The sequence below is a fragment of the Enterobacter sp. Sphag1F genome, from assembly GCF_014193275.1.
GTDB classification, from domain to species: Bacteria; Pseudomonadota; Gammaproteobacteria; order Enterobacterales; family Enterobacteriaceae; genus Pantoea; species Pantoea symbiotica.
Genome location: NZ_JACHZD010000010.1, coordinates 92,746 through 118,014, shown reverse-complemented (window position 1 = coordinate 118,014; position 25,269 = coordinate 92,746). Strand labels below are relative to the sequence as shown.

At 55.5% G+C, this 25,269-nt stretch carries 19 protein-coding genes and 1 riboswitch; of the genes, 6 read left to right on the top strand and 13 right to left on the bottom strand.

Going from position 1 to position 25,269, the window contains the following annotated elements:
* Positions 1-326: 326 nt before the first annotated feature.
* Together murI and btuB are read right to left on the bottom strand one after the other, a co-directional pair.
* A complete protein-coding gene (gene murI / locus FHW71_RS23190) occupies positions 327-1,178 on the bottom strand; it encodes a glutamate racemase (RefSeq protein ID WP_008109644.1) in 852 nt (283 codons plus the stop codon).
* Positions 1,123-3,009 carry a TonB-dependent vitamin B12 receptor BtuB gene (gene btuB / locus FHW71_RS23185; RefSeq protein ID WP_154194976.1) on the bottom strand — a complete coding sequence of 629 codons (1,887 nt, stop codon included), beginning with the start codon at positions 3,007-3,009 and terminating at the stop codon, positions 1,123-1,125. The genes murI and btuB overlap by 56 nt, the downstream gene beginning before the upstream one ends.
* Before the next feature lie 68 nt (positions 3,010-3,077).
* Positions 3,078-3,259, bottom strand: a riboswitch (cobalamin riboswitch).
* Positions 3,260-3,371: 112 nt separating this feature from the next.
* Between btuB and trmA the strand changes: the two genes are divergently transcribed.
* Positions 3,372-4,475: a tRNA (uridine(54)-C5)-methyltransferase TrmA gene (trmA, locus tag FHW71_RS23180; RefSeq protein WP_179453193.1), complete on the top strand. Its 1,104-nt coding sequence runs from the start codon at positions 3,372-3,374 to the stop codon at positions 4,473-4,475.
* A gap of 101 nt (positions 4,476-4,576) precedes the next feature.
* On the opposite strand, the gene FHW71_RS23175 is transcribed toward trmA, so the two are convergent.
* Together FHW71_RS23175 and fabR are read right to left on the bottom strand one after the other, a co-directional pair.
* Entirely contained in the window at positions 4,577-4,930 is a 354-nt protein-coding gene (locus tag FHW71_RS23175; protein ID WP_008109647.1) for a YijD family membrane protein, read from the bottom strand.
* 18 nt (positions 4,931-4,948) lie between these two features.
* Complete coding sequence (fabR, locus tag FHW71_RS23170; protein ID WP_008109648.1) at positions 4,949-5,593, bottom strand: HTH-type transcriptional repressor FabR; 645 nt, start codon at positions 5,591-5,593, stop codon at positions 4,949-4,951.
* Positions 5,594-5,787: 194 nt separating this feature from the next.
* Here fabR and sthA point away from each other — a divergent pair, with 194 nt between their 5' ends.
* On the top strand, positions 5,788-7,188 hold the full coding sequence (sthA, locus tag FHW71_RS23165) for a Si-specific NAD(P)(+) transhydrogenase (protein WP_008109650.1): 1,401 nt from the start codon (positions 5,788-5,790) through the stop codon (positions 7,186-7,188).
* On the opposite strand, the gene oxyR is transcribed toward sthA, so the two are convergent.
* From oxyR to argC, 5 genes are all read right to left on the bottom strand, one after another.
* Positions 7,171-8,088, bottom strand: a complete 918-nt coding sequence (oxyR, locus tag FHW71_RS23160) for a DNA-binding transcriptional regulator OxyR (protein WP_008109652.1) — start codon at positions 8,086-8,088, stop codon at positions 7,171-7,173. The genes sthA and oxyR overlap by 18 nt on opposite strands.
* Before the next feature lie 287 nt (positions 8,089-8,375).
* Positions 8,376-9,749 carry an argininosuccinate lyase gene (gene argH / locus FHW71_RS23155; protein ID WP_179453192.1) on the bottom strand — a complete coding sequence of 458 codons (1,374 nt, stop codon included), beginning with the start codon at positions 9,747-9,749 and terminating at the stop codon, positions 8,376-8,378.
* A gap of 75 nt (positions 9,750-9,824) precedes the next feature.
* The gene (locus FHW71_RS23150; RefSeq protein ID WP_179453191.1) at positions 9,825-11,042 is read right to left on the bottom strand and encodes an argininosuccinate synthase; all 1,218 of its coding nucleotides are present in this window, start codon (positions 11,040-11,042) and stop codon (positions 9,825-9,827) included.
* A 14-nt stretch (positions 11,043-11,056) separates the two neighbouring features.
* Positions 11,057-11,830, bottom strand: coding sequence for an acetylglutamate kinase (gene argB, locus FHW71_RS23145; RefSeq protein ID WP_007885411.1), 774 nt, complete (start codon positions 11,828-11,830; stop codon positions 11,057-11,059).
* A 15-nt stretch (positions 11,831-11,845) separates the two neighbouring features.
* Positions 11,846-12,850, bottom strand: a complete 1,005-nt coding sequence (gene argC / locus FHW71_RS23140; RefSeq protein WP_110868176.1) for an N-acetyl-gamma-glutamyl-phosphate reductase — start codon at positions 12,848-12,850, stop codon at positions 11,846-11,848.
* A gap of 167 nt (positions 12,851-13,017) precedes the next feature.
* Here argC and argE point away from each other — a divergent pair, with 167 nt between their 5' ends.
* On the top strand, positions 13,018-14,166 hold the full coding sequence (gene argE, locus FHW71_RS23135; protein ID WP_007885409.1) for an acetylornithine deacetylase: 1,149 nt from the start codon (positions 13,018-13,020) through the stop codon (positions 14,164-14,166).
* A gap of 257 nt (positions 14,167-14,423) precedes the next feature.
* Positions 14,424-17,075 carry a phosphoenolpyruvate carboxylase gene (gene ppc / locus FHW71_RS23130; protein ID WP_008109660.1) on the top strand — a complete coding sequence of 884 codons (2,652 nt, stop codon included), beginning with the start codon at positions 14,424-14,426 and terminating at the stop codon, positions 17,073-17,075.
* Between the two features lie 86 nt (positions 17,076-17,161).
* Here the strand turns inward: ppc and metF are convergent, their stop codons facing one another.
* From metF to metB, 3 genes are all read right to left on the bottom strand, one after another.
* Positions 17,162-18,058 carry a methylenetetrahydrofolate reductase gene (gene metF / locus FHW71_RS23125; protein ID WP_061720285.1) on the bottom strand — a complete coding sequence of 299 codons (897 nt, stop codon included), beginning with the start codon at positions 18,056-18,058 and terminating at the stop codon, positions 17,162-17,164.
* Between the two features lie 218 nt (positions 18,059-18,276).
* Positions 18,277-20,709: a bifunctional aspartate kinase/homoserine dehydrogenase II gene (locus FHW71_RS23120; protein WP_008109663.1), complete on the bottom strand. Its 2,433-nt coding sequence runs from the start codon at positions 20,707-20,709 to the stop codon at positions 18,277-18,279.
* A 2-nt stretch (positions 20,710-20,711) separates the two neighbouring features.
* A complete protein-coding gene (gene metB / locus FHW71_RS23115) occupies positions 20,712-21,872 on the bottom strand; it encodes a cystathionine gamma-synthase (RefSeq protein ID WP_179453190.1) in 1,161 nt (386 codons plus the stop codon).
* Between the two features lie 274 nt (positions 21,873-22,146).
* Between metB and metJ the strand changes: the two genes are divergently transcribed.
* Positions 22,147-22,464 (top strand): met regulon transcriptional regulator MetJ, encoded by a 318-nt coding sequence (gene metJ, locus FHW71_RS23110; RefSeq protein WP_007885403.1) that lies wholly within the window; start codon positions 22,147-22,149, stop codon positions 22,462-22,464.
* A 77-nt stretch (positions 22,465-22,541) separates the two neighbouring features.
* Here the strand turns inward: metJ and rpmE are convergent, their stop codons facing one another.
* Positions 22,542-22,757 carry a 50S ribosomal protein L31 gene (gene rpmE, locus FHW71_RS23105; protein ID WP_007885402.1) on the bottom strand — a complete coding sequence of 72 codons (216 nt, stop codon included), beginning with the start codon at positions 22,755-22,757 and terminating at the stop codon, positions 22,542-22,544.
* A 210-nt stretch (positions 22,758-22,967) separates the two neighbouring features.
* On the opposite strand from rpmE, the gene priA reads away from it, so the two are divergent.
* A complete protein-coding gene (priA, locus tag FHW71_RS23100) occupies positions 22,968-25,166 on the top strand; it encodes a primosomal protein N' (RefSeq protein WP_061720290.1) in 2,199 nt (732 codons plus the stop codon).
* The last annotated feature ends 103 nt before the right edge of the window (positions 25,167-25,269 follow it).

Genomic DNA, 25,269 nt, shown 5'->3' with positions numbered 1-25,269 from the left:
TTCACTCGTGAGGCTTTGATATTTTTTACGTCCGGAGACGCTGATATCAATCCTGCGAGTGCCCACACAGATTGTCTGATAAATTGTTAAAGAGCATGCCGCGATTTCTCTAGCGGCGCGGGATGCGTATATTACGCTTTCCGCATTCTCAGTCAAGCATTTATTTTTGCTTTTCTGAAGGTTGCCGTGAAGGCCACCTCCTGAACACATCGCTTCGTAAGCCGTTGTTCCGTGTCAGTGGAGGCGCAGTATAGGGATTTCTTCGGGACTGACAAGTGCTAATTTCAAATTAATTTCCGAGTGCTGATTTTTTCGTCGAAACGCCACTAAACTGCTAATTTTTCCAGCAACGGGAAGCCATAACGCTGCAAAATCGGTGACAATTTCGTTACTTCATCATCCATACGCGTACAGAACGCTAAATTCTGCCCGGACGAAACCGCCTGCGGTGCTTCATGCTCTAATAACCAAACGGTACGACGCGCGATAGCAGCGCCCGAATCCACCAACCTTGTCCCTTCCGGCAGTACCAATTGCAGCTCATCACGTAATAAAGGGAAATGCGTACAGCCGAGAACCACGGTATCGGGCGGTTCTTTCATACGTAGCCAAGGTTGCACGGCGCGGCGCACATCGGCCAGCTCAACATCTTCGCCATGCAGCTTGGCTTCCGCCAGTTCCACCAGCTCAGCAGAACCGAGCATTTCGATTTTGCAGTCTCGGGCAAATTGCGCCACCAACTCATGCGTATAAGGACGTTTCACCGTGCCACGGGTGGCCAGCAATCCCACCACGCCGTTACGCGTCAGACGCGCAGCAGGTTTAATCGCAGGCACCACACCCACAACCGGGAATTCAAAGCGCTCACGCAGAGCCGGCAAAGAGATGGTACTGGCCGAGTTACAGGCGATGATCACCAGCGCAAGCGGGAAACGCTGAGTGATAGCCGTCACCACCGCCACTACACGCTCGACAATAAAGTCTTCGGATTTTTCGCCGTACGGGAAACCTTCATTATCGAAGGCGTAGAGATAGTGAAGATCCGGCAGTAGATGCCGGACCTCATCATAAACAGACAGCCCACCCACGCCGGAGTCAAACACCAGCACGGTGGGACGCAGATCAGAAGCTGTAGCTGGCGCTGAGGTAATACTCCGTTCCTGGAGTTGGATAGCCATACGCTGTCTCATAATCTTTATCGAACAGGTTGGCAATTCTACCACGAACGGTGAGCTGTGATGTGACCGGATACGAGACAGCGAGATCTACCGTGCTGTAACTCGGTAAACGACGTTGCTCGCTGGCATATTCGCTGGTGTTGTTATCGTAGCGCTTACCAAAGTATTGGTAGATGACATCGATATCAAAGTCATACACCGTCATACCAAGCTGATATTTGGCCTGCTCACGCGCGCGACGCGCCAGCGTTTCACCATCTGAATCACGACGAGCATCCAGATAACCCAAGGTGATCTGGTGATGAAGGAAGCTGGTATCAAAATCAGCGGTGGCTTCAATACCTTTCAGGGTAACGGCTTTTTCATTGTAATAGCCGCCCTCAAAAGTCACCGGATCAGAAGCGTAGGTAATGAGATTGCTGACTTTATTGTGATACGCCGCAACACGCCAATTAACCGGACCGGTTAAACCTTCCAGCGCGGCTTCCCACTGTTTTGATTTCTCAGGATTGAGATCGGGATTAGAGCTGATACCAAAACGCTTCAGGCCATAAAGCTGACCTAATGTCGGCGCCTGGAAACCCGTACCGTAAGAGAGTGAAGCTTTGTAGCCCGGTACAAACTCCCAACCCGCAGCCGTTTGCCAGGTGCCATGACGGCCAAAGTCTTCATTATCATCGCCACGCGCCGAACCTTCGAGGGTGACATTGCCAAACTGCTGCTGAGCCGTCAGGTAAGCACCTGTGTTGTCTTGCTTGTAGCCATCTTCATCACGCGGTGCGCCAGAATAGAGTTGTCCAACCGAGCTCAGTTTCTGCTGCTGCCAATCCAGGCCCGCGCTGACCATGCCATGTCCCACCGCAAAGGTGTTACCCCATTGCAGGTTGCGCTGCTCCATGTCATCCAGACTATTGGAATCCGCATAGCGGCCGTCAGATCCAACGTAGTTGTAGATTTTGTACTTTTGATAGCTGGCGGTCAGCTGCGAGGAGTAATCCTCTTTATTAAAGCGCAGACCGGTATCGAACGAGTGATTGTAGATCTGTTGCTCATCCTGACCACCGACGTAACCCGCATCGTAATCTGAGTTAGCGGCGTAACCGTAACCACGGAAGAAGCCAGAGAACGCATCATTAAACTTGTGATCAACTCCGGCCCAGAACGCCTTATTGCGCCAGCCATCACGGTCGCGATCGGTTGGCGATGTTGAGCCCGGCTGAACGTTGTAGCCATTGGTGGCCTGATAAGAACCCGCCACCGTTACGCGCGTCTGGTCCGTGACATTTTGATTGATGCCGCCGCTGTATTCCTGATACCCCTTCGAACCAAAGCCAGCCGTCAGCGAGTTTTGATTATTCGGGTTTTGCGTAATGACATTCACCACGCCGCCAATCGCATCAGCGCCGTAAACGGCAGAGCGCGGGCCGCGAATAAACTCAACGCGCTGGATAATAGAAACAGGGATTTGGTTAAAGTCAGCAACGCCGGTGATACCCGGTTTAGAGAACGGCACGCCATCAACCAGAATCAGCGTATGACGCGCTTCCGAACCTCGCACATACATAGAAGCGCTTTGCCCAATGCCGCCGCTTTGCGCGATATCCACGCCCGGCAAGCGACGCAACACTTCCAGCAGGTTCTTAGATTGCCACTGATCGATCTCGTCGCGGGTAACAACAGAAGTCGAAGCCAGCACCGACGAGACCGGCTGTGCGAAGCGGTTAGCGGTAACGATTTGCGTATCATCATTCTGCTGCGCGTAGCCAAATTGCGCCCAGAGAGACAACGCCGTTGCACTAAAGGCAAACAGCGAAGCATGTGTTTTTTTCATTGTTATAGCATCCAAAAGACGAAGCAGGATGCCGCACGACTACAACCAATAGCTCGCGATGGTCGTATGTATTGCGACGTCACACCGGCAGGTCTTCGGGCTGAGAATCATAAATGGTGAAAAACTTCCCATCCGGCTGGACAGTGTTTGTAAGTGCCATCACCACGACATTCTTTACCGCTGCGCGTCAGCTCCAGATTCACACTGGATTCCCTTTTAACTCAAGGAGGCCGGCAGGCGCAGTCTACGGCCAGGAAGGCCGGAAATCCAGACTTCCAGCCATCTTGTTTTCCGCAAGGCTGGACATCAGCAGTTGAATGCCTACAATCGCCCGGCAAGCCAGCTTATTACCAGGATTAAAGATGACACCCGAACAGCTCCCGATTGAACAATACGACGCGCAACTGGCGGAAAAAGTCAGCCGCTTACAGGCGATGATGGTGCCCTTTGCTGCGCCCGACGTGGAGGTGTTCCGTTCGCCGGTCAGCCACTATCGGATGCGTGCCGAATTCCGCATCTGGCACGACGGAGACGATCTCTACCACATCATCTTTGATCAACAGACCAAGCAACGAATCCGCGTCGATCAATTCCCGGCGGCCAGTGAATTGATCAACCAGCTGATGCCAAAACTGATCGCGGCGATCCGCGACAACCGCGCGCTGCGTTTTAAGCTGTTCCAGATCGATTACCTGTCGACGATGAGCAACCAGATCGTCATCTCGCTGCTCTATCACCGTAAGCTGGAAGAGGAGTGGACCGCCGCCGCCAGCGCCCTGCGCGAAAGCCTGCGTGCCGAAGGCTTTGACGTGCAGCTGATTGGTCGCGCCACCAAAACCAAAATCTGCCTCGATCGCGATTACGTTGATGAGCGCCTGCCGGTCGCCGGAAAAGAGATGATTTATCGTCAGGTGGAGAACAGCTTCACCCAGCCAAACGCGGCGATGAATATTCAGATGCTGGAGTGGGCGCTGGACGTGACGCAGGATTCGCGTGGCGATCTGCTGGAACTCTATTGCGGTAACGGCAACTTCTCGCTGGCGCTGGCGCGTAACTTCCGCCGCGTGCTGGCCACCGAGATTGCCAAGCCGTCGGTCGCGTCAGCGCAATACAACATTGCCGCCAACCAGATTGATAACGTGCAGATTATTCGTATGGCCGCTGAAGAGTTTACCCAGGCGATGACGGGTGTGCGCAGCTTCAATCGTTTAGAAGGCATCGACCTGAAGAGCTATCAGTGCGAAACCATTTTTGTCGATCCGCCGCGCAGCGGGCTGGATGAGGAAACCGTGAAGATGGTGCAGGCGTATTCGCGCATCCTTTATATCTCCTGCAACCCGCAAACGCTGTGCGACAACCTTGCGGTGCTGGGAGAAACGCATGATGTCACGCGTCTGGCGCTGTTCGATCAGTTCCCGTATACCCATCATATGGAATGCGGCGTGCTGCTGACGCGCAAGGCCTGATGAATCGGTCGCCATGAATGGCGACCCTACGATACATTTCGTGCGACAGGTGCAGGTTTTGTAGGGTGCGCATTCATGCGCACCGAACAGCAGTCGAAGTCTTAGTTACGGTTTTTACGGCGGAAACGCATACCAATCCAGAACACCAGTGCCACCATCAGAATGGTTGGGATGAAGTTGGAACCGATATCCGGATATTCGGCCCGCACCAGCGCGCTATAAACCAAAATACCCAGCAGGAAGAACGCCGCCGCCAGTGAAGGCATGCCGTCTGGCATATTGCGGTTGAGATAACGCTGATGCAGACACCAGGCCGCGAGGCCAAGCGCAATCAGCGGGAATATCGAAAAGGGAACAAACGTGCTGAACAGCACCGAAAAGGAGCCGTTGATCGCTAAACCGGTGATAAAAGCCAATAAAAGCGTTCCTTTATCGCGTGGGTTTTGCTCAATCATTTCATTATCCTTATCACATTACTCTTCGGGTTTTTCCAGGGTAACCGCCAGCCGCTCTTGCTCCCGGCGATACCAGTAATAAGCGCCTTTGGCGATCATGCGCAACTGCAGCACTAATCGATCCTCCAGCTTGCGGCGCTGCTCAATATCAACATCCAGCGCTTCGGCACCCGCGCTAAACACAATCGTTACCATCGCTTCGGCCTGCGCTTCGGTGAAGCTGCGCGGCATGCGATTTTCCAGCTCAAGGTAATCGGCCAGTTCGGCGATGAAGTGCTGAATCTCCCGGGCAACGGCGGCACGAAATGCTGCCGAGGTTCCGGAGCGCTCGCGTAGTAAGAGCCGAAAAGCGTTGGGATTGTTCCCGATGAACTCCATAAAAGTTGCCACCGAGGTTTTGATGATGCTGCCGCCCTTGGCAATACGCTGGCGCGCCTGACGCATTAACTGGCGCAGCATCAAGCCGCTTTCGTCCACCATGGTCAAGCCCAGCTCGTCGACATCGCGAAAGTGACGATAAAATGAGGTCGGCGCAATCCCCGCTTCGCGTGCAACTTCGCGCAAACTCAGGCTGGCAAAACTCCTTTCTGCACTTAACTGACTGAAGGCAGCTTCAATCAGTGAACGTCGTGTACGTTCTTTTTGTAGCGCTCTGACGCCCATTTTCCCGGCCTTTTAGGTGATTTGGCAGGCACTATAACAAACTTTTCAGCGTACAGCGGTGCAAACTTTGTGAACGCCTGTGAACCTCACGCTTTGTCAAACTTCAGCAATTTACGCTGTTAGAATTCAGATGTGCGCGGCGAGATGTTAGAATCTCGTTGTAAAAATGTGATAAAAAAATAGGACGTACTGGTATGCAAAAGTCTTACGATTACGATGCCATTGTGATTGGCTCCGGTCCGGGCGGCGAAGGTGCGGCGATGGGGCTGGTGAAGCAGGGAGCGCGTATTGCAGTGATCGAACGCTACCACAACATCGGCGGCGGTTGTACTCACTGGGGAACCATCCCTTCCAAAGCCTTGCGTCACGCTGTCAGCCGTATCATCGAGTTCAATCAAAACCCACTTTACAGCGATCACACTCGACTCCTGCGCTCCTCATTCGCCGACATTCTCAACCACACCGAGAACGTGATCAGTCAGCAAACCGCGATGCGTCAGGGCTTTTACGAGCGCAACCGCTGTGAACTTTATCAGGGCGATGCCCGATTTGTTGATGCCAACACCATCGAAGTGGAACAACCCGACGGCACCCGCGAGCGCTTAACCGCCGAGAAATTCGTTATTGCCTGCGGTTCTCGTCCGTATCATCCAGCGGATGTCGATTTTACCCATCCACGCGTTTACGATTCCGACTCCATCCTCAACCTGCACCATGAACCTGGCCACGTGATCATTTACGGCGCCGGCGTGATTGGCTGTGAATATGCCTCGATTTTTCGCGGCCTGAACGTCAAGGTTGACCTGATTAACACCCGCGACCGCCTGCTGGCGTTCCTCGATCAGGAGATGTCAGATTCCCTCTCCTATCACTTCTGGAACAGCGGCGTGGTGATTCGTCACAACGAAGAGTTCGAGAAGATTGAAGGCGTCGATGACGGGGTGATTATTCACCTTAAATCGGGCAAAAAAGTGAAAGCCGATTGCCTGTTGTACGCAAACGGTCGAACCGGTAACACCGATTCGCTGGCGCTGGAGAACGTGGGACTGGAAGCGGATGGCCGTGGCCTGCTGAAAGTGAACAGCATGTACCAAACCGCGCTGCCGCATATTTACGCGGTCGGTGACGTGATTGGTTATCCAAGCCTGGCTTCTGCAGCCTACGATCAGGGCCGCATCGCCGCGCAGGCAATCATCAAAGGTGAAGCCACCGCGCATCTGATCGAGGATATTCCAACCGGGATTTACACCATTCCGGAGATCAGCTCAGTAGGTAAAACCGAACAGCAACTGACAGCGATGAAAGTGCCGTATGAAGTGGGTCGTGCGCAGTTCAAACATCTGGCGCGTGCGCAGATTGTTGGTATGCACGTCGGCAGCCTGAAAATTCTGTTCCACCGCGAAACCAAAGAGATTTTAGGGATTCACTGCTTTGGCGAGCGTGCTGCGGAGATCATTCACATCGGCCAGGCCATCATGGAACAGAAGAACGGCGGCAACACGATTGAGTACTTCGTGAATACCACCTTCAACTATCCCACCATGGCCGAAGCCTATCGTGTGGCAGCGTTAAACGGCTTAAACCGCCTGTTTTAACGAAGTATCCAGATAACCCTTCATGTGGGTTTTGATTGCTTCTGCCAACTGCTCATAGCGGCTGCGCAGAGGCGATCCTGGACGATAGACCAACGCAATGGTGCGCTGTGGAACAGGCTTGTAGCACGGCAAATAGCAGACGCCATCACGTTCGCGCTCATTCGGCACGGACAGCGCAGGCAGCAAGGTAATGCCGCTACCGGCGGCAACCATGTTACGCAGCGTTTCTAAACTGGTAGCGCGGAAATGCGTGTCTTCATCGGCACCGGCTTCGAAGCAGAAGCCCATCGCCTGATCGCGCAGGCAGTGCCCATCTTCCAGCATCAGCAATTTCTCACCGGCCAGATCCGACATCGGCACACGATCGCGATCGCGCCACGGATGATCGGCATACACCGCCAGCGTCATTGGCTCATCAAACAGCGGCACCTCAATAAAGGCTTCACTCTCTTTCACCAACGCCACGATGGCGCAGTCCAGCTTGCCGCTGTCGAGCTGTGCCAGCAGTTGCTGCGTCTGCGCTTCATGCAGGTACATTTCGAGTTTGGGGAAGGTTTTATGCAGCATCGGAATGATGTGCGGCAGCAGATACGGCCCGGTGGTTGGAATCAAACCAATGTGCAGCGGTCCAGACATCGCTTCGCCTTGTTGGCTCGCCATCTCCTTCAGCACTTTCACTTCGCGCAGCACGGTTCGCGCTTGATCCACCAGCAACAGTCCAGCCTGAGTAAACAACACCTTACGGCTGGTACGCTCCAGCAGCATCACACCAAGTTCATCTTCCAGCTTACGAATCTGTCCACTTAAGGTGGGTTGGCTGACATGACATGCGTCAGCTGCACGCCGGAAATGGCGATGCTCCGCAAGTGAAACCAGGTATTCGAGATCACGAATATTCATTGAAATCCTCCAAACCACGATAGCCCGTGGCGATAGATAGAATAGCAATGAACGATTGGCCCTATCAAGGCGTGAGCGGGAATAATGCGCGCATCAAATGATCTGGAGCAGAACCTGCAAACTGCTTAAAACAAATCACTGTGCTGGCCGGGAGTGGCCTGCCCTTGATGATGTGCCTATAACAAAATGTAATTCCGAAGCTAGAGGTTGGCGGGCTACCGAAGAGGTGCCCGCTTTTTTTTGCGTTGGATTTATTGGTCGCCATGAATGGCGACTCTACGAAGAGATTAACCTAAACGCTTCTGCGCTTCGCCGATGGCGAAGGCGACCTGCTGAGGCGACACGCCACCCTGCGCATTACGCTTATCGAGACAGGATTGCAGCGACAGAATCGGATACACGTCATCCTCAATCACCGCGCTGAACTGCTGCAACTGCGCCAAAGTCAGCGCTTCCAGCGCCACGCCTTGCTTGATCGCTTCCACCACGGTTTCACCGACAATGTGGTGCGCTTCGCGGAACGGAACGCCTTTTGCCACCAGATAATCGGCCAGCTCGGTAGAGTTGGCGTAGCCCTGCTCAGCGGCTTCCTGGCAACGCGGACGTTTTACCTGAATGCCATCCAGCACCAGCACCGACATATGCAGGCAGTCGAGCCAGGTATCAAGCGCATCGAACAGCCCTTCTTTGTCTTCCTGCATATCTTTGTTGTACGCCAGCGGCAGACCTTTCAGCGTCATCATCATGCCGGTCAATGCGCCCTGCACACGGCCACATTTGCCACGGATCAGTTCCAGCGCATCCGGGTTTTTCTTCTGCGGCATCAGCGAAGAGCCGGAAGTGACTTTATCAGAGAGCTCAAGGAAGCCCGCTTCACCGGTGTTGAAGAAGATCAGGTCTTCGGCAAAGCGTGACAGATGCACCATACCAATCGAGGCGTCGGACAGCAGCTCCAGCACGTGATCGCGATCGGAAACGGTATCGAGGCTGTTACGCGTGGCAGAAGCAAAACCTAACCAGCCGGCCAGCTGCTGACGATCGATCTCGTAAGCGGTACCGGCCAGCGCGCCGCAACCCAGCGGACTGACATCCATACGCTTCAGTGCATCCTGCAAACGGCTCTCGTCACGCGCCAGCATTTCAACGTACGCCAGGCACCAATGCGCGAAAGTCACCGGCTGCGCACGCTGCAGGTGCGTATAACCTGGCATCACCGCGTCCTGATTGGCTTCTGCCGTGGCGACCAGCGCTGATTGCAGTTCGCGCGTCGCCTCCAGCAGCACGGCAACCTGCTCTTTGCACCACAGTTTCAGATCGGTCGCGACCTGATCGTTACGGCTACGGCCAGTGTGCAATTTCTTGCCCAGCGCGCCGACTTTATCGATCAGCTTGCCTTCCACCCAGCTGTGAATATCTTCCGCATCGCTTTGCAGAATCTGCTCAGGATTGGCGCGTACCTCGGCCAGCAGTTCATTCAACGCGCTTTCCAGCTGTTGCTGCTCTTCATTGGTCAGCACGTTGACCGTTACCAGCGCTTTTGACCAGGCAATTGAGCCGGTAATGTCCTGCTCGGCCAGGCGATAGTCAAAACGCAGTGAGTCGTTGAACTGTTTGAACCGTTGGTCTGCTGCCTGCGAAAAACGTCCGCCCCAAAGTGCCATCTGAATTACTCCTGAATCCGTTATAGAAAAGGCGGCCCGAAGCCGCCCTTGCAAATTATGTCGATTGCCGCGGTATTACTTCTTCTGCTCGTTCAGCGCGCGAATGCGTGAAGAGAGTGAGAACAAGCGGATAAAGCCGCCCGCGTGACGGTGATCGTAAACTTCGTCTTCGCCAAAGGTAGCGAACTCTTCTGAATACAGGCTGTTAGCAGAGGTTTTCTGAATCGCCGTAGCCTGGCCTTTGTACAGCTGTAGCACCACTTCGCCGTTCACCTCTTCTGCCAGAGATTCAGCAGCGGCCTGGATGGATTTACGCAGCGGCGCGAACCAGCGGCCATCGTAAACCACGTAAGACATTTCATGGCCCAGCTGCTCACGCCATTTGAAGCTATCGCGATCCAGCACCAGCTGTTCAACCGCACGCAGCGCATTCACCATGATGGTGCCGCCCGGGGTTTCGTAGCAGCCGCGAGACTTGATGCCTACCAGACGGTTTTCCACGATATCGATACGACCCACGCCGTGTTTCGCACCCAGCACGTTGAGTTTTTCCAGGCACTGGAACGGGCTCAGCTTCTCGCCGTTCACTGCGACAACGCGACCTTTCTCGACGGTAACGGTGACGTTTTCTGGCTGATCTGGCGCTTCCAGCGGATCAACGGTCCATACCCAGCAATCTTTGTTCGGAGCATTGGCTGGGCTTTCCAGCACGCCACCTTCGGTAGAGATGTGCCATGCGTTCTCATCACGGCTGTAGATTTTTTCCAGCGACGCGGTGGTCGGGATATTGCGCTCTTTCAGGTAATCCAGCAGCGCCTCACGTGAACGCAGGTCCCATTCACGCCATGGCGCAACCACTTTCAGCTGTGGTGCCAGCGCGGTGTAGGTGGTTTCGAAGCGCACCTGATCGTTACCTTTACCGGTTGCGCCGTGGCACAGCGCATCTGCACCGACTTTCAGTGCCAGCTCAACCTGCGCTTTGGCGATAATCGGACGCGCCATCGAGGTACCCAGCAGGTAAGTACCTTCGTACAGTGCGCCAGTTTGCAGCACCGGATAAACGTATTCGCTGATGAACTCTTCACGCAGATCGGCCACGTGGCACTCAGACGCACCTGACTGCAGCGCTTTCTTCTCAACGCCTTCTAAATCTGCCGGATCCTGGCCAATGTTCGCCACGAACGCCACCACTTCACAGCCGCCGTAGTTCTCTTTCAACCATGGAATGATGGCTGAAGTATCCAGACCGCCTGAGTAGGCCAGAACGATTTTTTTGATGTTTTGCGTGCTCATGTCTTAATCCTTGATTATGCGAGAATCCGGGTGCCAATCGACACGCCGTTGAAAAGGGTTGGCAGTTGTTCAGCATGACGCCAGCTGGCGATATCGACCGGGCGACCGAGCGTGCGAGCGGCATCGAGCGCCGCGTTCACTTTCACGATCATGCCATCGGTGATGATGCCCTGCGCAATCAGCTGTTCCGCTTTCGCGGCGGTCATCTCTTCGATGCGCTGACCTTTGCCATCGAGAATGCCGCTAACGTCAGACAACAGCACTAAATCGGCACCAATGGTCGCCGCCAGCGCAGTGGCCGCCTGGTCAGCGTTGACGTTCATCAACTCGCCGCCGTCGGTGATGCCAATTGAGCTGATTACCGGCATGTAGCCCGCCGCCAGCAGCGTGTTCACCAGCGCCGGGTTGCCCGGCGTTGCGTTGCCAACGTGTCCCAGCTCTTCATCGAACTGCGCCACATTAACCAAACCGGCGTCGCCGAGGCACAAACCGACTGCGCCGATGCCATATTTCTTCGCCCACGCCAGCAGCGTTTTGTTGGCGGTACCGGCTAACGCACCGGTAATAATGTCAATCTGATCGGCTGGCGTCACGCGCAAACCGTTCTTCTTTTTCACCGGCAGCGCGAGCTTCTTCATCAGCTCGTCCACCACGCAACCACCGCCGTGCACAATGATCAGCGGACGCTGATGTTCATTGCGGTACGCCAGCAGGGCATCAAACAGACGGGCCAGCGCTTCTTCGCTATCCAGCAGCACGCCACCCAGTTTAATGATCAATGGATTCATTGCGTTATCCGTTCGTTAAATCAAAGACAGCGTTTCGGGGAAGCCGAAACGAATGTTCAAACACTGAACCGCCTGCGATGAGGCGCCTTTCAGCAGGTTATCTTCGGCAGCCACCACAATCAGGTGCTCGCCTTGCATGGCGAAGCCAATGTCGCAGAACGGCAAACCGACCACCGCTTTCAGCGCCGGTACGCCTTTGTCATAGACGCGCACCAGCGGTTTGTCGTGGTACGCATTATGGAAGGCATCCGCCACATCCTGCTGCGTCACGCCCGCTTTCAGGCGGCAGGTAGTGGTCGACAGAATACCGCGCGGGAAGCTGCCCAGATGTGGCGTGAAGATCACCGGCGTACCGAGATGTGCCACGATTTCCGGATGATGACGGTGATTAAACAGGCCGTACGGCTGCAAGCTCACTTCACAGAAGCTGGTGCCAACGTTGGCTTTGCGCCCTGCGCCGCTCACGCCGCTGGTGGCATTGATCACCGGCCACTGTGCATCGTTAAGCAAGCCCGCTGCGATCAGCGGTTTCAGCGAAAGCTGGGCTGCGGTTGGGTAGCAACCCGGCACCGCAACCAGCTCCGCATCTTTGATTTTGTCGTGCTGCCATTCGGCCAGGCCGTAAACCGCCTTATCCAGCCAATCCTGATGCTGATGGCTGAAACCGTAATATTGGGTATAGAAAGCGTCGTCGTTTACGCGGAATGCGCCGGAGAGATCGAACACCACGCAACCGGCTTTGAGGAATTCAGGTGCCAGATCGTGGCTGACTTCATGGGCGGTGGCGAGGAACACCACATCCACTTTGTCGGCCCATTCAGCGGCATCGCTCAGCGGCTGCAGCGGCAAATCGACAATGCCTTTGAGTTGCGGATGCAAATCCGATAATAACTTTCCAGCATCCGGGCTTTGCGCTGAAACCGCCAAAGCGGTTATGTTCATATGCGGATGGCGATTCAGGTAGGTGGCAAGCTCTACGCCAGCGTAACCACTGGCACCAACGATCAGCGTATTCAACATCAGGCTGTATACCTTATTACAGTCACGTATCGGGTCGCGGCCTTGCCCCGTTGCCCAGAATGCCGTTTGCAGAAGATTTGATGCTTCACATGCAAGCGACGTTATTGTATTTTTATTCACTATTAATGCATGAATATTGATACATCCTAACCCAAGGACCGTCAACAGTGAAGACAAAATTACCACCTTTTATCGAACTCTACCGCCAGTTGATTGCCACGCCATCAATCAGCGCAACCGATAGCGCACTGGATCAGAGTAATGAAACTTTAATCAATTTGCTGGCCGGCTGGTTCCGCGATATTGGCTTCAGTGTAGAAGTGCAGCCGGTGCCTGGCACGCGGCATAAATTCAACATGCTGGCGCGCAGCGGATTGGGCGCAGGCGGCCTGTTACTGGCCGGTCATACCGACACCGTTCCCTACGATGATGGCCGCTGGACGCGCGATCCCTTCACGCTGACCGAGCACGACAACAAGCTTTACGGCCTGGGCACCGCCGATATGAAAGGCTTCTTCGCCTTTATTCTGGATGCGCTGCGTGACGTTGACGTGACCAAACTCAGCAAGCCGCTCTACATCCTCGCCACCGCCGATGAAGAGACCACCATGGCGGGCGCGAAGTATTTCTCTGAATCAACGCAACTTCGTCCGGATTGCGCCATCATCGGCGAGCCAACCTCACTCAAGCCGGTGCGCGCGCATAAAGGTCATCTGTCGAATGTGATTCGTATTCAGGGACAATCGGGCCACTCCAGCGATCCGTCACGCGGCGTCAACGCCATTGAGCTGATGCATGAATCCATTACCCAACTGATGCAGCTGCGTAACACGCTGAAAGAGCGTTACAACCACGATGGGTTTGCCATTCCTTATCCAACCATGAACTTCGGCCATATACATGGTGGCGACGCCGCTAACCGCATTTGCGCCTGCTGTGAATTGCATATGGATATACGTCCGCTGCCGGGCTTAACCCTGAGCGATTTAGATGGTCTGCTGAATGACGCGCTGGCACCGGTTAGTGCGCGCTGGCCGGGACGTTTAACCGTGGGCGAACTGCATCCGCCGATTCCAGGCTACGAATGCCCGGCCGATCATGAGCTGGTGCAAGTGGTGGAGAAGCTGCTGGGCGTGCCAACCGAAGTGGTGAACTATTGCACTGAAGCGCCTTTTATCCAGCAATTGTGTCCAACGCTGGTTTTAGGCCCCGGATCTATCAATCAAGCCCACCAACCTGATGAGTTTATTGATACCGCATTTATCAAGCCGACTCATGCGCTTATCACTCAAGTCGTGCAGCATTTTTGTCATTGATGAACAACGGATGGGGCATTTCACTGTTAAAACAGCAAATTGCCCCGTCATTGTTCGGGATTTGATAATAAGAATAACTTATCTCGCTTCGCTGCAAGCAAATTCTTTGAATTTCCGCCATTTAGCAGCACATTTACGTAGATTTAAGGCAATTGACGTGCAGGAAGATACGTGGCTAGATAAAAGACGATGTTATGCCCGTGGGTAAATAATTCCCGTGGGGATATTTAAAAAGATGATGAGGGTGTCAGGGTCCAATGAACGAACAATATTCCGCAATGCGAAGTAATGTCAGTATGCTCGGCAAACTGCTCGGGGATACGATTAAGGATGCACTAGGAGAGAACATCCTCGACCAGGTGGAGACCATCCGTAAACTCTCTAAGTCATCCCGTGCGGGAAATGACACCCATCGTCAGGAACTGCTGACCACGCTGCAAAATCTGTCGAATGACGAGCTGCTGCCGGTGGCGCGTGCCTTTAGCCAGTTCCTTAATCTCACCAACGTCGCTGAACAGTATCAAACCATTTCCCGTAGCGGTGATGGTGCGAACCATCCTGAACTGCTGAAAAAGACTTTCGAGCGCCTGAAACAGCAAGGCGACATCAGCGAAGCGGCGATCCGTCAGTCGATTGAAGAGCTGTCGCTGGAGCTGGTGCTGACTGCGCACCCTACCGAAATTACCCGCCGCACGCTGATCCATATGCTGGGCGAAGTGAACAGCTGTTTGCAGCAACTCGATCACAGCGACATTTCCGATTACGAGCGCACGCAGGTGATGCGCCGTCTGCGCCAGCTGGTGGCGCAAGCGTGGCACACCGACGAAATCCGCAAATACCGTCCAACGCCAATCGATGAAGCCAAATGGGGCTTTGCCGTGGTGGAAAACAGCCTGTGGCAAGGCGTGCCCGCCTTCCTGCGTGAGCTGAACGAGCAAGTTGAAGAGACCTTTGGCATTAAGCTGCCGGTCGATTTCGTACCGATCAAATTTACCTCGTGGATGGGCGGCGATCGTGACGGCAACCCGAACGTCACCGCACCGATTACCCGCCACGCAATGCAGCTGAGCCGCTGGAAAGCCGCGGACCTGTTCCTGCGCGATATCGGCGTGCTGGTTTCTGAGCTGTCGATGTCCGAATGCAGCGACGAAGTGCGCGAGCTGTGCGGCGATCCGGAAGCGCTCGAGCCGTACCGTATGGTGCTGAAGCGCATTCGTAGCCAGCTGATGACCACGCAGGCCTATCTTGGCCGCCGTCTGAAAGGCGAGCGCCTGCCGCGTCCAGCCGATCTGCTGGTCTCCAACGATCAGCTATGGGAACCGCTGTTCGCTATCTACCAATCTCTGCAACAGTGCGGCATGGGCATCATCGCCAACGGCCAACTGCTGGACACGCTGCGCCGCGTGAAGTGTTTCGGCGTGCCGCTGGTACGTATCGATATCCGTCAGGAGAGCACCCGCCATACCCAGGCGATTGCCGAAGTGACGCGCTATCTCGGCCTCGGTGATTACGAAAGCTGGTCAGAAGCCGATAAACAAGCCTTCCTGATCCGCGAACTGAATTCTAAGCGTCCGCTGCTGCCGCATCAGTGGGAACCGGGCGATGAGACGCGTGAAGTGCTGGATACCTGCAAAGTGGTGGCTGAAGCGCCGCAGGGTTCGATTGCTTCCTACGTGATCTCCATGGCGAAAACCCCGTCGGACGTGCTGGCCGTGCATCTGCTGCTGAAAGAAGCCGGCATTCCTTACGCCATGCCAGTTGCGCCACTGTTCGAAACCCTTGATGACCTGAACAACGCCAACGATGTGATGACGCAGTTGCTGAACATCGACTGGTATCGCGGCTTTATCAACGGCAAACAGATGGTGATGATTGGCTATTCCGACTCGGCGAAAGATGCCGGTGTGATGGCCGCCAGCTGGGCGCAATATCAGGCGCAGGATGCGCTAATCAAAACCTGTGAGAGCGCGGGCATTACGCTGACGCTGTTCCACGGACGCGGCGGCTCAATCGGTCGTGGCGGCGCGCCAGCCCATGCTGCGCTGTTGTCACAACCGCCGGGCAGCCTGAAAGGTGGCCTGCGCGTGACCGAACAGGGCGAGATGATTCGCTTCAAATACGGTTTGCCAGAAGTCACCATCGCCAGCCTGTCGCTGTATACCGGTGCGATTCTGGAAGCCAACCTGCTGCCACCGCCGGAACCAAAGCGCGAATGGCAGGAGATCATGAATGGTCTGTCGGCGCACTCCTGTGCGATGTATCGCGGTTATGTGCGTGAAAACCCGGACTTCGTGCCCTATTTCCGTTCAGCCACGCCAGAGCAGGAACTGGGCAAATTGCCGCTGGGTTCACGTCCGGCTAAACGTCGCCCAACCGGCGGTGTGGAATCGCTGCGTGCTATTCCGTGGATCTTTGCCTGGACGCAGAACCGCCTGATGCTGCCAGCCTGGCTGGGCGCGGGTGCCGCGTTGCAGAAAGCGATGGATGAAGGTCATCAGGATGAGCTGGAGAACATGTGCCGCGAGTGGCCGTTCTTCGCCACACGTCTGGGCATGCTGGAGATGGTGTTCTCGAAAGCCGATCTGTGGCTGGCGGAATATTACGATCAGCGCCTGGTGGATAAATCACTGTGGCCACTCGGCAAGCAGCTGCGCGATCAACTGGATGCGGATATCAAAGCGGTGCTGACCATCGCCAACGATGCGCATTTGATGGCCGACCAACCGTGGATTGCTGAATCTATCGCGCTGCGTAACGTCTATACCGATCCGCTGAACGTGTTGCAGGCTGAACTGCTGCATCGTTCACGTGCGCAAGAAGAGCGCGGTGATGAGCCAGATGCGCGCGTTGAGCAAGCGCTGATGGTGACGATCGCGGGTGTCGCGGCGGGAATGCGTAATACCGGTTAACCGAGTGAAATGATGTGAAAAAGGAGCCAACTGGCTCCTTTTTTTATTGGATTTTGTAGGGTCGCCATTCATGGCGACCGCCAATCTTAACCACCAATCGCCGGACGCACGCCCAACGTGTGACAAATCGCGTAACTCAACTCAGCACGGTTCAGCGTATAGAAATGGAAATCCTTCACCCCTTCTCGCGACAGGATTTTCACCATGTCCATGGCAACGCTGGCACCCACCATTTTGCGCGTTTCCGGATCGTTATCCAGACCTTCAAACATCGCACTCATCCAGCCAGGCACACGCACATTGGTCATGGTGGCGAAGCGTTGTAGCTGTTTAAAGTTAGATACCGGCAAAATACCCGGCACGATTTCCACATCGATACCGGTTGCGACACAGCGATCGCGGAAGCGCAGGTAGCTTTCCACATCGAAGAAGAACTGGGTGATGGCGCGATTGGCACCGGCATCAATTTTACGTTTCAGGTTGATCAAATCAGCCTGCGCACTTTTCGCTTCAGGATGCACTTCCGGATAGGCCGCCACCGAGATATCGAAATCGCCGACATCTTTCAGCAGTTCAACCAAATCCGAACCGTACATTTCCGGCTTGCCGCTGCCCGGCGGCAAATCACCGCGCAGTGCCACGATATGACGAATGCCGCTATCCCAGTAATCACGTGCGATAGCGCGCAGCTCATCACGCGTGGCATCGATACAGGTCAGATGCGGTGCCGCTTCCAGACCGGTACGATCTTTAATGCCTTTAATGATGCTGTGCGTACGGTCGCGCTCGCCCGAGTTGGCACCGTAGGTGACGGAGACGAATTTCGGTTTCAGGCTGCTCAGTCGATCGATTGAGCTCCACAGAGTTTCTTCCATTTCACTGGTGCGTGGCGGGAAAAATTCGAAAGAGACATTAATTTGCCCGTTCAGCTCAGCCAGGCTTTGGTTCAACGCTTCGCGTTGATTGGCGTGAAAGAAACTCATCCTAATTACCTCGTCATCACATATCGATTATTTTGCGGCCTTCGAACATCCATACGTTTAGACGTCCAGATGCACAAAATGAACGATTCGCGCGCCAGCGTCAACAGAAAATTAATGTACGGGCGTGACAAATCTTCAATCAAGGTGAAAGCGTTTCATGATGCGCGGGAGAAGGTGAAGATTGCAGACGGACGATGCCGTCTGCAGAGTGAGGCAGATTACAGCAGCTGTGCGAGGCGGTTGATATCGGATTGCAGCGCGCCCGCTGTAACATCCCGGCCTGCGCCCGGTCCGCGAATCACCAGCGGATTATCGCGATACCAGCGGCTTTCGATGGCAAACACGTTATCGCACGGCAGCAACGCGGCCAGCGGATGCTCGGGACGTACCGCTTCCACGCCGACGCGCGCTTTGCCATTGGCATCGAAACGCGCCACGTAACGCAGCACTAAGCCCATCTCTTGCGCCGCTTCCAGACGCTGCAGCATCTGGTCATTCAGCTCGTCGGCGTTTTCGAAGAAGTGATCAATCGATTCACCGTCGCAAATCGCCGGCACCAGCGATTCAACACGCACCTGATCCGGCTCGATGTCGTAGCCCGCTTCACGCGCCAGAATCACCAGCTTGCGCATCACGTCCTGCCCGGACAAATCAACCCGCGGGTCCGGTTCGGTCAGGCCTTGCTGCCACGCCTGATCGACCAGCTCGCTAAATGGCACCGTGCCGTCAAATTGCAGGAACAGCCAGGAGAGCGTGCCGGAGAAAATGCCGCTGATCGCCAGAATGCTATCGCCGCTTTCGCGCAGATCGCGCACCGTGTGATTGACCGGCAAACCGGCTCCGACGGTGGCGTTATACAGCCAGTGACGACCGGTTTTGGCGAAAGCATCGCGCACCTGACGCCAGCTCTGTCCGCTCGACGCACCGGCAACCTTGTTGGCGCTGATAACGTGGAAGCCGTGGCTGGCGAAATCGTGATACTGCTGCGCCAACTGCTCGCTGGCGGTGACGTCCAGCACCACTAAATCATCGAACGGGTGCGCACGCATCCACAGGAACAGCGACTCTTCATCACGCTCGACCGCTTCATCATCAAAGAATGCCAACGCGCGGCTGGCTTCCAGACCATCGTAGCTCAGCAAACTGCGGCTGCTGTCTGCGACGCCCGCCAGCACATACTCAAATCCCGTACGCGCCGACAATGTTTCCTGCTCGCGGGCAAACAGCTCCAGCCAGCGTGAACCGATGTTGCCTTTGCCGAATAGCATCAAACCGATGCGTTTTTCTGCGCGGAACAGCGACTGATGCAGTCCCTGAATCAGGTGCTGAGTCGGGCCGACGCGCAGTACCGCCACGATGCTGATGTGATCTTCGGATTGCCAGACAAACTCCACCGGCTGATCTTTGATCTGCTGCCAGAAGCGGTGGCTGTGCAGCGGATTACGCGTCACGCCTGCGCCCACCAGCGCCACCAGCGCTAAGCCGTCGCGCAGCTGCAGATGGCCCGGCAGTGCGGCATCCTGCAACAGGTTGAAGGCGCTGTTCACCACTTCCGAGGTGTAACACAGCTGCAGCAGGCGACGATCGGGATGCACGCCGATCGCCAGCGGACGCAGCTGCGCGCGCTTCAGCAGCAGATCGATCTCTTTCTGCTGCGTTTTGAAATCGTGATTGTCGGGGATTTGAATCTCCACCAGACACACATCATCGTGGCTGGTGACGATACGCGCGCCGGTGCCGGAGGCCAGCACGCGTTCAATACGCGTCGAGCCTTGCTCCGGTTGATAGCTGCAACGCAGCTGCAAATCGATGTCGCTGTTGGAAACCGGCTGCAAGGTACGAGTGTGCAGCACCGGCGCAGCCAGACGCGCCAACTCGCTGGCTTCATCAAGACGCAGCAGCGGCAGCAGACACGCATCAGAGACTTTACGCGGATCGGCGCTGTAAACGCCCGCCACATCGCTCCAGATGGTCACGCGACCGACGCCCGCCAGCGCACCAATTTGCGTAGCCGAGTAATCCGAGCCGTTACGACCGAGCAGTACGGTTTCACCCGCTTCACTGCGGCTGATAAATCCGGTCACTACCAAACGCTTATGCGGATGCTGTGTTAACAGCTCCTGCAACAGCGGCCAGGATTTGCCTTCATCAACCTGCGGCTGCGCGGCACGTTCAGCACGCAGGAAGTCACGCGCATCCAGCCAGGCGGCTTCGATCTCGCGCTGGCTCAGCACTGCAGCCATCAAGCGTGCCGACCAGATTTCACCGTGCCCCACCACTTCCGCATACACCGCATCGGTGATGGTGCCATCGAGCAGCGCCGCCAGTCTTTCCAGATCGCGTATAAAGGAAGACGTCAGGGTTTCGGCATATTCAGCAGGCAGCAGCGCAGCAATTAACTCGCTGTGAAAACGCCTTAAAGCCTGTTGCACCTGATGGGCAGATAAGCGATCGCTTTGGCTCAATTTCAGCCAGCTGATCAACTGGTTAGTGGTGCTGCCTGCGGCAGAGACCACCATTAAGTCGCCTGGCTGGCTGTAATCCGCCATGATGCTGGCCACACGCTGATAGCAACGTGCGTCTGCCAGGCTACTGCCACCAAATTTATGCAACTGCTTGATCGGCGTTCCCGCGCCCACTGAACTCGTCATGATTACTCCTCGGCTGCGATCCGGAATGCATTATCCAGATCGGCGATTAAATCTTCGTGATCTTCAATCCCAACAGAAATACGCAGCAGTGTTTCCGAAATTCCCGCTGCCGCGCGCGCTTCTGCAGACATGCCGGCATGCGTCATGGTTGCGGTATGCGAAATCAAACTCTCTACGCCACCGAGCGATTCGGCCAGCGTGAACAGCTGCAGCGCTTTCAGGAAGCGGCGCAGGCGAGCCTCATCGGCATCGATTTCGAAACTCAGCATGGCACCAAAGCCACGCTGCTGACGTACCGCAAACTCATGACCGGCATTTTCCGGCAGAGACGGATGATACAGTTTTTTCACCAGCGGTTGTTGCTTCAGGTAATCAACAATCGCCAATGCATTACGTTGTGCTGCGGCGATACGCGGTGACAGCGTGCGCAAACCGCGCAGCAGCAGGTAGCTATCAAACGCGGCGCCGGTTACACCAATATTATTCGCCCACCAAGCCAGATCGGTGGCCATCGCCGGATCTTTCGAAATCACCGCGCCCGCCACCACATCAGAGTGACCATTCAGGTATTTGGTGCAGGAGTGAACAACCAGATCGGCACCCAGCGCCAGCGGGTTTTGTAACGCCGGGCTGAGGAAGGTGTTGTCCACCACGCTAATGGCGCCCGCTTCACGCGCGGCGGCACAAATGCTGGCGATATCGACCACACGCAGCAATGGATTGCTTGGGCTTTCCACCAGCACCAGTTTCGGTTTTTCGGCTAATGCCGCATCCAGTGCCGCTTTATCGCCTTGATCGACAAACTTCACGCGATACGCACCGCGCTTGCTCAGGCTATCGAACAGACGATAGCTGCCGCCGTAACAGTCGTGTGGCGCAACCAGCAGATCGCCCGGCTTCAGGAACACGGTTGTCACCAGATGAATCGCCGACATGCCGGTATTGGTTAATACCGCGCCTGCACCACCTTCCAGCTCTGCCAACGCGCGCTGCACCACATCACGCGTTGGGTTACCACGACGTGAATAGTCATGCGCACGCGGCTCATTGAAGTCGAGGAAGTTATAGGTGCTGGAGAGATGAATCGGTGGGACAACGCAGCCATATTGCTCGTCATCATTCAAACCGCTACGTACTGCGATGGTTGCCTGTTTACGCGTCATGGTGCTTACTGTTCCTGAAGAAAAAGAAGAGCAACAGAATAACATTCCGCACATAGACGTCAATACATCTGGACATCTAAATGTCTTTGCGTATAGATTGAGCAAATCATCAATAACCGCTAAAATTGTCCGTCATCGCCTGGTGTTCAGCGCGCTTTCCTTTGCAGAAGCGGTGCTCAAGCATAAAACCTGCGGTTTAAGGGGTCAGGCATCGAAAAATCGGGCATAATCAACGGATTTCCCCATATTCAACTTTTATTGATTAAGGTAACCCATGGCTGAATGGAACGGCGAATATATCAGCCCTTACGCTGAACATGGCAAGAAGAGCGAGCAGGTTAAGAAAATCACAGTTTCTATCCCGCTGAAAGTGCTGAAGATTTTAACGGATGAGCGCACCCGCCGTCAGGTGAATAACCTGCGTCACGCCACCAACAGCGAACTGCTGTGTGAAGCCTTTTTGCATGCTTTCACCGGGCAGCCTCTGCCGAACGATGTCGATTTGCGTAAAGAACGCAGCGATGAGATTCCGGAAGAAGCGAAACAGATTATGCGTGAAATGGGCATCGATCCCGATAGCTGGGAATACTGAAGCCAGAAATAAAAAAACCCAGCCGAGGCTGGGTTTTTTCTTGCTGCCGAATCGCGAAGATTCGACGGCCAAAAATCTTATTTCTTGCTTGCTGGCACGCTGAAACGCTTGTTGAAGCGATCTACACGGCCACCGGTGTCAGCAATACGCTGCTTACCAGTGTAGAACGGGTGGCATTTGCCGCACACGTCCAGGTTCAGACCAGAAGCCATGGTTGAACGGGTGTTGATCACGTTACCGCAAGAGCAAGTCATGGTTACTGCTTCGTACTTAGGGTGAATACCTTGTTTCATGGGAGAACCTCATAAAAGGCCGTGTCGCTCTCCGTGCCAGGCTCAGCCTGCACAGCACCACACGCGGTTGAACATTAAGTGTATGCTCCGACAAGCGATCTCATCGAAGGCGGCATAGTATACAGAAATTAACCGGTTTTAGCAAATAGCCGCTTCCTAATTAGGCGTGTACACTACTTCTCCTTAATTCAGAACTGGATAGAGATTCAGATGCCCGTTGTTCAGGTTGCCCTGCCCGTTCCGCTACCTCGCCTGTTTGACTACTTGCTGCCTGCCGATGCGCCGCAGCCGGTGGCGGGCGCACGCGTGAATGTGCCATTCGGCAATCGCAAAATGATCGGCATTGTGGTCGGCACGCGCGAGACCAGCGATCTGCCACTGACGCAGCTCAAGCAAATAGAAAGCGTGCTCGACGATCAAAGTCTGTTCTCGCCCGCCCTGTGGCGCATTTTGCATTGGGCCGCCACCTATTATCATTCTCCGCTCGGTGAAGTGCTGAGCCATGCGCTGCCGGTGCTGCTGCGTCAGGGCAAACCGGCGCAGGAAGCGCCGCTGTGGCAATGGGTGATAAATGATGCTGGCCGTGAAGTGGCGATGGAAAGTCTGAAGCGCGCGCCGAAACAGCAGCAAGCGCTGGCGATGCTGCGTCAGCGACCGCTCTATCGTCATCAGGTCAGTGAACACGATTTTACCGATGCCGCGCTGCAAGCGTTGCGCGCCAAAGGCTTGTGCGATTTGCGTGAACATACGCCGCAGATGCACGACTGGCGCACCAGCTTTGCCGTCAAAGGTGATCGCTTGCGCCTGAATACCGATCAGGCGATGGCGGTGGGCGCGATGCGCAGTGAAGACGATCACTATGCGCCGTGGCTACTGGCCGGCATTACCGGTTCGGGCAAAACCGAGGTGTATCTCAGCGTGCTGGAGAACGTGCTGGCACGCGGCAAACAGGCTTTGGTGCTGGTGCCAGAAATCGGCCTGACACCGCAAACCATCGCCCGCTTCCGCGAGCGCTTTGATGCGCCGATTGATGTGCTGCACTCAGCGCTGAATGACAGCGAACGCCTGGCCGTCTGGCTGCGCGCGCGCAGCGGCGAAACGGCGATTGTTATCGGCACACGCTCGGCGCTGTTCACGCCGCTGGCGCGTCCCGGCGTGATCATTATTGATGAAGAGCACGACAGCTCGTACAAACAGCAGGAAGGCTGGCGCTATCAGGCACGCGATCTGGCGGTGTTCCGCGCGCATGAAGAAGACATTCCGATTGTGATGGGTTCGGCCACGCCGGCGCTGGAAACGCTGCACAACGTGCGAGTCGGCAAATATCGCCAGCTCAATCTCACCAAACGCGCGGGCAATGCTAAACCGGCGTTGCAGCAGCTGATCGATCTTAAAGGCCAGCAGCTGAAAGGCGGGCTGGCACCGGCGCTGCTCGGCAAAATGCGTCAACATCTACAGGCCGACAATCAGGTTCTGCTATTCCTCAATCGCCGCGGCTTCTCACCGGCGCTGATGTGCCACGATTGCGGTTGGCTGGCGGAATGTCAGCGCTGCGATAGCTATTACACGCTGCATCAGAATCATCGCCAGCTGCGCTGCCACCATTGTGATAGCCAGCGCCCGCTGCCGAATCAGTGCCCAAGTTGTGGTTCGACGCATTTGATGCCGGTTGGCGTCGGCACCGAACAGCTGGAACAGCAGCTGGGCACGCTGTTCCCCGGCGTGCCGGTATCGCGCATCGATCGCGACACCACCAGCCGCAAAGGCGCGCTGGAGCAGCATCTGGCCGATGTGCATCGCGGCGGCGCGCGTATTCTGGTGGGCACGCAAATGCTGGCGAAAGGCCATCACTTCCCGGATGTCACGCTGGTGTCACTGCTGGATGTCGATGGCGCCCTGTTCTCCGCCGATTTCCGTGCCGCCGAGCGCTTCGCTCAGCTCTATACGCAGGTCGCGGGCCGCGCCGGTCGTGCCGGCAAACAGGGCGAAGTGTTGCTGCAAACCCATCATCCGGAACATCCGCTGCTGCAAACCTTGCTGCATCGCGGCTATTTCGCTTTTGCCGATCAAACGCTGCTGGAGCGTCAGTCGGTTCAGCTGCCGCCGTGGACCAGCCATGCGCTGTTCCGCGCTGAAGATATGGATAACCAACAGGCGGCGGAATTCCTTACTCAGCTGCGCAATTTGCTGGAAGCCAGTCCGCTAAAAGATGAGGCGATGTGGCTGATGGGGCCGGTTCCGGCATTGGCACCGAAACGCAGCGGACGCTGGCGCTGGCAGCTGCTGTTGCAGCATCCATCACGCAAACGTCTGCAACAGCTGCTGAGCGGATCGCTACCGCTGATCGCCACCTTGCCTGCGTCGCGCAAAGTGAAATGGACGCTGGATATCGATCCCACTGAGAGCTAAGCCGCGCCACATCTGCGAGCCAGATCGAAAAAAGTCGCACAAGTCACAATTTTTATGCAAATTAAGTAACAACCCGGCGCGACCTTGGGTTAACAATAGTGCC